Source organism: Bacillus solimangrovi (genome assembly GCF_001742425.1).
Classification (GTDB): domain Bacteria; phylum Bacillota; class Bacilli; order Bacillales; family Bacillaceae_N; genus Bacillus_AV; species Bacillus_AV solimangrovi.
This window is the reverse complement of the sequence record NZ_MJEH01000034.1, coordinates 22,289-29,605: the sequence shown is the minus strand read 5'-3', so window position 1 is coordinate 29,605 and position 7,317 is coordinate 22,289. Positions and strand designations below refer to the sequence as shown.

Below are 7,317 nucleotides of genomic sequence, written 5' to 3'. Positions count from 1 at the left end.
ATTAAGTCCTCTTTTAGTTCTATAACTTTTTCAAACCAATTTATTTTTTGATTCATAATAGTCACCTCTACTCATTTTTTCACTTGTTGATAAGTCTCTTTATCACAAATAACGAATAACTTCGCATCATCCCTTATTGGTTCATCAAGCCTACGATTAATATTCAACTCATCTCCGTCTGCAATTAAAGTTGCACCTTCTTGGAGCAATGCCTCAAAAGCATCTCGATAAGTATTCCAATTTTGACGAACACCTACCTGAAATAAGTCATCACCATGAGTATGACTCATTAATTGTGAATAAATTGATGTTACACCATTCATGAAAACAGACCTTACTGAAAGACGTGATATCGTCTCATGACTTAATACAAATTCATCAACGTTTACATGTGTAAAATTCTTAATATGCTCTTCATCAAGAATTTCCACCGTCGTATGCACTTTAGGTGCATATGATTCAATTGTTGAAGCAATTAACAACGTCTTCCCATCTGCTAATTCAGGCTCTTTAATTGTATCATCACTAAAAATTAATACAGCTTTAGCATGTTGTACATTAGACATTTTCATAGTAAGTTCTTTCGTAGCATTTCCTTGTATATAATGAACACGTTCATTTAATAATGGTGCTCTTTCAAGCTGGTCAATAACTACAACATTTGTATCAGAAGATTCCATTATTTCCTCTACTGCAAACTTTGCTTTTTTTGACCAACCGATAATAACAATATGATTTTTCCCTCTATACTCCATCTTACCCTCCTCACGTTTCTTACGAAAGTCAGCAAACCATTCAACAATCTTTCCTATTAATACACCAATTAGTCCAATTCCAATTAAATAAAGAATTACCGCATAACTCCGTCCAAGTACAGTTACAGGATAATAATCACCATATCCTACTGTTGTAACAGTAGTCATTACCCACCAAAATCCTTCAAATAAAGTCGGAAAGGTTTCAGGTTCTAAAAAAGTGACCATAATTGTACTAAACAAAATCAAAGTGAAACTTGCTGAAATTAATACCCAATTGTTAACCTTGAGTAATTTTAAAAAAAGCGAGCGAAAAAAATACAATGACACCCCTCTTTTCCTCAATATTCCACTATTAAGAATAGCATGCTCTATGCAAACAAGAAAGAGTTGTAAACATTGACCACGCTTATAAAAAGTAATATGCAATAATAATTTCAACAGCTCTGCATTACTATTGTACTTAGTTAAAATTCGTTATTTATATGACCTTTACTAGAAACTTTAAATTTTTTAACAATATTTCAGTAAATTTCTTAACAATTTTCATGTATTGTTGAAGGAATCTTAGCGAAAAATGTCAAATATGAATATAAAAAATAAATTATTAGCAGGATTTTCTAATTTAACGTAGAAATAATCATAACATTCTGCTAACAATACATATACTAATATTACATAATTAATGCATTTTATTTTTACTACAGAAACGGGGTGACTATCTACAAAACCATGTAAATATTGATGTTATGCTATTAATTTTCTGTAAACTCAATCAAATTGCTGGATCTTACACACGCATGTCATGTAAAATAAACGTATAAAATAATTTTATTATAAAAGTGTGTTCAATCTGATAAAAAATTGTGCTTAGTATAGCTTATTGTGAACATACGTTATAACTTAATAACTGCTTATTGGTGATGTCCAGCTAGGTTTTTGGTTCAATTCCTTTGTTTAAAATGAAGATTTCAGTTAAACAAGTATTTAAGGAGTGGTTTTTTGAATCCTGCAACTTCACGTATGCTGACTCGTGTGAAATCCGTTTATTTGTTTATTAATGAACATGGAATAGTAACAACAGAGGCTCTTGCTGAAGAGTTCGGAACAACTTCCAGAACAATTCAAAGAGACTTAAATGTATTAGCATACAATGATCTTGTACGTAGCCCTAGTCGCGGAAAATGGACCACCACTAAAAAACGAGTTAAAATCACATCATAATTTGAGCTAGGCGAGTAATTCCCGACTACAACTTTGAAAGTTATTTTTTCATATCCAATAAAATATATAGACGTAAAAAACCGTAGTTATATCTACGGTTTTTCTTTGTACAGCAACTATTAAATTTCACCTTCTCCAAATAATACCCCAATTTCCTCGTCAGTCAATTCACGATACTCTCCGTAACGCAGTGTCTCATCTAAAGCAAGTGCTCCCATCTTAATACGCATCAAAAAAGTTACACGTTTGTCAACTGATTCAAACATTCGTTTCACTTGATGAAATTTACCTTCTGTAATCGTAAGTTCGATCTCTGATTCTTCTCCACTTTTAATAATATCTAATTTTGCTGGTTTTGTTAGATAACCGTCATCGAGGATGACACCCTTTTGAAATGCTTCAACGTCTTTAACTGTTACATGTCCATCAATTTTTGCATAATAAACTTTTGGTACATGTTTTTTAGGTGATAGCAATTGATGAGCTAACTTACCATCATTCGTCAGTAACAACAAACCAACTGTATCTTTATCTAAGCGCCCCACTGGAAACGGTTCAAATACAAAGTCTTCCGTTTCAAGAAGATCAACAACTGTTTCTTGATTCAAATCTTCAGTAGCAGAAATTACTCCATCTGGTTTATTCATCATTAAATAGATAAATTCTTTATAATTAACTACTTCACCATGTACCGTAACTGTTTCCACGTTAGGATCAACATGGAACTTCCCATCTTTTATTACTTGATCATCGATTTTTACTGCCCCTGACTTTAGCAGCTTCTTCGTGTCTTTTCGACTTCCATAACCCATATTTGATAATAGCTTATCAATTCGCATTTCATGCCCTCCTTATATTAATTATTTCTTATCAACCTGAATGTATAATCGACAGTCTTATATTTTAGTTCATAACTAAAAAGTAGACGGCACGATAACTCGTTGCCGTCAATTAAATGGACAATCTATTAAATAATCGGCTATCGTAGCTAATGATTAAGTGCTATACGACAGCTCTTAATCAATGTTCTTCTTTGTTTTCTTTAAAAATGCAAAACGTTGTCCTAACAGAGAACCTGCAAGATTGAAACGATAACTTAGTCCGCCATATACGATAACTCCAACTAACATTGAAACTGCTAATACAAATCCTGATTGAATTCGTCCATCTTCAGGAGCAATAAATAGTTGAAGGATATATTGAGTTAGTGCTGTAAAAATAACCATCAACAAAGTTAAAATAATGATAAACAAAGACCTTCGCATCAATATGTTATATCGAACTTCAGTATGTTTAGCAATAATCCATAAATTAAATCCTATTGCAAATAAATAACCAATCATCGTTGCACTTATGGCACCGTACACTTCAAATAGCTTAATAAGAGGTACATTTAAAATTAACTTAAAAAAGAGACCGATCAGTAAGCTAATAACTGCATAACGTTGCTGGTTTACTCCTTGCATCACAGACGTTGATACGATAAAAAGCGCAAAGAGTAGCGCAGCTGGTGCATAAAAACGAAGAACTGAACCACCAAGTTGAATATCTTCTACTCCATATAAAAACCCGTAAGCAGGATAAGACACAACAGCCATACCAATTGCTGCAGGTGTAACAAGGAACATAATAATTTGTAAAGCTTGCGAAATTTGTTGTTTCATAATTGCATTTTTCTGTTCAGTAAAAGAAGCTGTAATCGTTGGGATTAAAGTTAATGCCATCGCTGTTGCAAATGCCACTGGAATAAGGATCAGTTTGTGCAACCAAAAGTTATATAAACCGAATAACTCGCCTGAAATTGCACCTTTTCCAATTGAAGCCATTGCGTTATTAAAAGTAAACATATCTATCGTCTTAAAAAGAGGATTTGCTATACCGACAAATACAAATGGACCTGCATATGTAAGTAATTCCTTGTACATTTGCTTATAAGACAACTTTGCTTGATAAGTATTTTTCAAGAGAAGCTGATCAAGCTTCGACTTCCTCTTCATCCAATACCAAATTAGAATAGCTAATCCAGCTAATGCACCAATAAATGCTGAGAAAACGGCAAAACCAACTGCTTGGGTTACTGTACCTTCCAGTACGTTAAGTATTACATAAGCACCACCAAGTAAAAATATAATCCGAACAATTTGCTCAATTACTTGTGAAACAGCCGTTGGTCCCATTGATTCGTATCCTTGGAAGAAACCTCTTATTAGACTCATCACAGGAACGATAATAAGAGCTGTACTTACCATCCGAATGACATATACGACATCCTCAACACTATGCTTACTCTCGAGTGTTATGATTTTAGGAGCCATAAATGGGGCAAGAGAGTAAAGCGCCAAAAAAGAAACTACTCCTGTAGCAGCCATTAACGTTAACCCTGAGCGATATAAACGTCTTCCTGTCTCGTAATCACCAAGTGCATTGTATTTAGCTACAAACTTGGAAACTGCCAGCGGAACACCCATCGTCGATATGCTTAATAAAATTGTATACGGATCATATGCATATGAGAAAAGCTCCCCGCCCCCTTCATCCCCAATTATCGCTTCAAATGGAAATGTATATGCTAATCCTAGAAATTTCGACAGAAAAGTTGCGGCAGTTAGTATTAGCGTACCGCGAATAATTTGCTGCTTGGACATGATACTCCTCCTCCAGCTTTATAACAAAGCTGAAATCACACTTTATGTAAGATAAAACTTATATTATATTTAATATTCTTTATTACCCCTTGTTGATTAGTTATCATATTCTAGTCATAATAGGAACATGTACCAACAGAGGCAGACCTATAACGTCTCTCACTATATCCCTTTATTTTAAACTAAATATCTTATCGTCAATTGACACGTCTATACAACAATTGACATGAATTAATAACAACTTTATCATTTTATCATAATTTTCAACTCTCCATTAGTAAAAACATTTTCCTATTCTTGATTCTTTATGATAAACAAGTCTACTATGTAGAAGAACTATTTTTGAAAGTAGGTGTCACCTTGAGATATGATGTCATAGTTATCGGTGGCGGTCCTTCTGGATTAATGGCCGCTATAGCTGCAAGTGAATACGGAGCAAAAACTTTACTTATTGATAAAGGAAATCAACTTGGGAGAAAACTTGCCATCTCAGGTGGAGGCAGATGTAACGTTACAAACAGAATGCCAATTAGTGAAATTATTAAACACATCCCTGGAAATGGACGATTTCTTCACAGCGCATTTAATGAATTTGACAATGAGGACATTATTCAATTTTTCGAGCAGTTAGGCGTACCGTTAAAGGAAGAGGATAATGGAAGAATGTTTCCACAAAGTAATAGTGCACAATCAGTCATTGATGCACTATTAAATCGTCTCAAACAACTACATGTTGATATTCGCACTGACACTGCTATTAAAACTGTTAAATATAATGAAACAAAAGCAATTGGTGTTACGCTAAAGAATGGAGAAGAAATTGATTCAAATGCTGTTGTTGTTGCTGTAGGTGGGAAGTCAGTGCCCCATACTGGTAGTACAGGTGATGGATATGCTTGGGCGAAAAAGGCTGGACATACAATCACAGACTTATTTCCAACTGAAGTTCCACTCACTTCAAATGAACAATTTATTAAAGAACGTACATTACAAGGTCTCGCAATTAGAAACGGAGCACTATCAGTCATCAATAAAAAAGGAAAGAAAATTGTTACCCATGCAATGGATTTCCTCTTTACTCACTTTGGGCTTTCAGGACCTGCTGCTCTACGTTGCAGCCAATATGTCGTAAAAGAAATAAAAAAACAAAATGGACAGGCAATAACCGTTAGCATTGATCTCTTTCCAAATCAAAACAATGAACAAGTGTTCCAAGTAATTCATAATAAATTAAAACAAGCACCGAAGAAAGCGATCAAAAATTTACTGAAAGATATCATTCAAGAACGATATTTACTTTTTTTAATGGAACGTTCTTCTATTGAACCAACGTTAACTTACGCTCATATAAGTAATGAGCAATTGCGTACTTTTGTAGAAAATACAAAAAATTTACAAATGAAGATTAATGGTACACTTCCGATTGAAAAGGCGTTTGTAACAGGCGGTGGAGTCTCTATTAAAGAAATTCATCCGAAAACAATGTGTTCAAAAGTAAAAGAAGGGCTATATTTCTGTGGGGAAATATTAGACATTCATGGTTATACAGGTGGTTTCAACATAACATCTGCACTAATAACTGGAAGATTAGCCGGACAAAATGCTGCAATGAGCGAAGTGTAGCCATTCTACTTCGCTCATTCTTCTATAAAGACGACCATTGCGGAAAAACAAAATATTTGCTCCCCTACATCATCTATCGTTACAGCTGTTTGAAATTGAATGTCTCGTATGCTATCCTTATCAACCGTTATTAAAAACTCATTCACAACCTCTTCTAAGTCGGATTCATGTTGTTCGTCGAAAAGCTTCACTTTCAACAAGAACTTCACCACCCTTTTTTTTACATATGGTTGTTTACGCTCTTATTCATAATAATTCCTCTTTTGCTTAATCCATCTTTGCATATACTTACTTTTAATTTTTGAAAGAGTATTCTTAGATTACTTTTTATCATACAAAAAACCCCACCAGTTGATGGCGAGGTTACAGAGTCAGATAATATACTGATTTTTTTATACGTTTATTAATAATTCGAGCAGCCATGCGTATCGAACGATTATCATCACCTATCACAACAATGTCCTTATCACATAACTCTTCTTCCTTCATCGTGCGCGATAAATACGATAATGGAATATTTTTCGACTCATTTGTTGGTGTACGATAATAGGAGATAAAATCTCTGACGTCTATAAGACAATAATCCCCTTGTTCAACTTTATCTTTTTGAATAGGTTTCATATAAAAGCGTGGTAATATATATGAACGAATACTTAGAATAACAACGACAGCAAGCAAAAGTTCAATTGCGATCATGTCCTACCTATTTCCTCTCTTCTTATGGTGTTTTAATGTCACCAGTCCATGCAAGCATACCGCCAACCATGTTAATAACATTATAACCCTGCTCTTGCATGAAAACTCCAGTATTGTGACTACGCCCACCAGAACGGCAAACGATAATATATTCCTCACCTTTATCTAGCTCATTTAGTCGTTGAGGAATGTCTCCCATTCGAATATGCTTTGCTACAGTGATCATTCCTTGTTCGACTTCATCATTTTCACGTACATCTATAATATTCAATTGTTTACCATTTGATAACTGCTCTTCAACTTCTTGTGGTGTGATTTCCTTAATTTGTTCATTCATCATGTAGATCCTCCTTAAACGATAAACATTTCTCGTT

8 protein-coding genes are annotated in these 7,317 nt (G+C 34.1%); 2 read left to right on the top strand and 6 right to left on the bottom strand.

The window, feature by feature from the left end; all coding sequences use genetic code 11:
* Positions 1–71: 71 nt before the first annotated feature.
* Positions 72–1,085, bottom strand: coding sequence for a potassium channel family protein (locus BFG57_RS12705; RefSeq protein WP_342670313.1), 1,014 nt, complete (start codon positions 1,083–1,085; stop codon positions 72–74).
* Positions 1,086–1,757: 672 nt separating this feature from the next.
* On the opposite strand from BFG57_RS12705, the gene BFG57_RS12700 reads away from it, so the two are divergent.
* On the top strand, positions 1,758–1,979 hold the full coding sequence (locus BFG57_RS12700) for a DeoR family transcriptional regulator (protein ID WP_069717868.1): 222 nt from the start codon (positions 1,758–1,760) through the stop codon (positions 1,977–1,979).
* A gap of 119 nt (positions 1,980–2,098) precedes the next feature.
* Here the strand turns inward: BFG57_RS12700 and BFG57_RS12695 are convergent, their stop codons facing one another.
* Both BFG57_RS12695 and BFG57_RS12690 read right to left on the bottom strand, forming a co-directional pair.
* A complete protein-coding gene (locus tag BFG57_RS12695; protein ID WP_069717867.1) occupies positions 2,099–2,818 on the bottom strand; it encodes a pseudouridine synthase in 720 nt (239 codons plus the stop codon).
* A 177-nt stretch (positions 2,819–2,995) separates the two neighbouring features.
* Complete coding sequence (locus tag BFG57_RS12690) at positions 2,996–4,624, bottom strand: putative polysaccharide biosynthesis protein (RefSeq protein WP_069717866.1); 1,629 nt, start codon at positions 4,622–4,624, stop codon at positions 2,996–2,998.
* A 405-nt stretch (positions 4,625–5,029) separates the two neighbouring features.
* On the opposite strand from BFG57_RS12690, the gene BFG57_RS12685 reads away from it, so the two are divergent.
* A complete protein-coding gene (locus BFG57_RS12685) occupies positions 5,030–6,247 on the top strand; it encodes a BaiN/RdsA family NAD(P)/FAD-dependent oxidoreductase (protein ID WP_245676758.1) in 1,218 nt (405 codons plus the stop codon).
* A 14-nt stretch (positions 6,248–6,261) separates the two neighbouring features.
* Here BFG57_RS12685 and BFG57_RS12680 read toward each other — a convergent pair whose 3' ends face one another.
* From BFG57_RS12680 to BFG57_RS12670, 3 genes are all read right to left on the bottom strand, one after another.
* A complete protein-coding gene (locus BFG57_RS12680) occupies positions 6,262–6,447 on the bottom strand; it encodes a sporulation protein Cse60 (RefSeq protein ID WP_069717865.1) in 186 nt (61 codons plus the stop codon).
* Between the two features lie 163 nt (positions 6,448–6,610).
* On the bottom strand, positions 6,611–6,943 hold the full coding sequence (locus tag BFG57_RS12675) for a rhodanese-like domain-containing protein (protein WP_069717864.1): 333 nt from the start codon (positions 6,941–6,943) through the stop codon (positions 6,611–6,613).
* 22 nt (positions 6,944–6,965) lie between these two features.
* On the bottom strand, positions 6,966–7,280 hold the full coding sequence (locus BFG57_RS12670) for a rhodanese-like domain-containing protein (RefSeq protein WP_069717872.1): 315 nt from the start codon (positions 7,278–7,280) through the stop codon (positions 6,966–6,968).
* Between the last annotated feature and the right edge of the window lie 37 nt (positions 7,281–7,317).

Bases quoted from the DNA above. Each gene is read 5' to 3' on its own strand.
- BFG57_RS12675 (WP_069717864.1), bottom strand. From the start codon at position 6,943: ATGATCGCAATTGAACTTTTGCTTGCTGTCGTTGTTATTCTAAGTATT.
- BFG57_RS12670 (WP_069717872.1), bottom strand. From the start codon at position 7,280: ATGAATGAACAAATTAAGGAAATCACACCACAAGAAGTTGAAGAGCAG.
- BFG57_RS12695 (WP_069717867.1), bottom strand. From the start codon at position 2,818: ATGCGAATTGATAAGCTATTATCAAATATGGGTTATGGAAGTCGAAAA.
- BFG57_RS12685 (WP_245676758.1), top strand. From the start codon at position 5,030: ATGGCCGCTATAGCTGCAAGTGAATACGGAGCAAAAACTTTACTTATT.
- BFG57_RS12690 (WP_069717866.1), bottom strand. From the start codon at position 4,624: ATGTCCAAGCAGCAAATTATTCGCGGTACGCTAATACTAACTGCCGCA.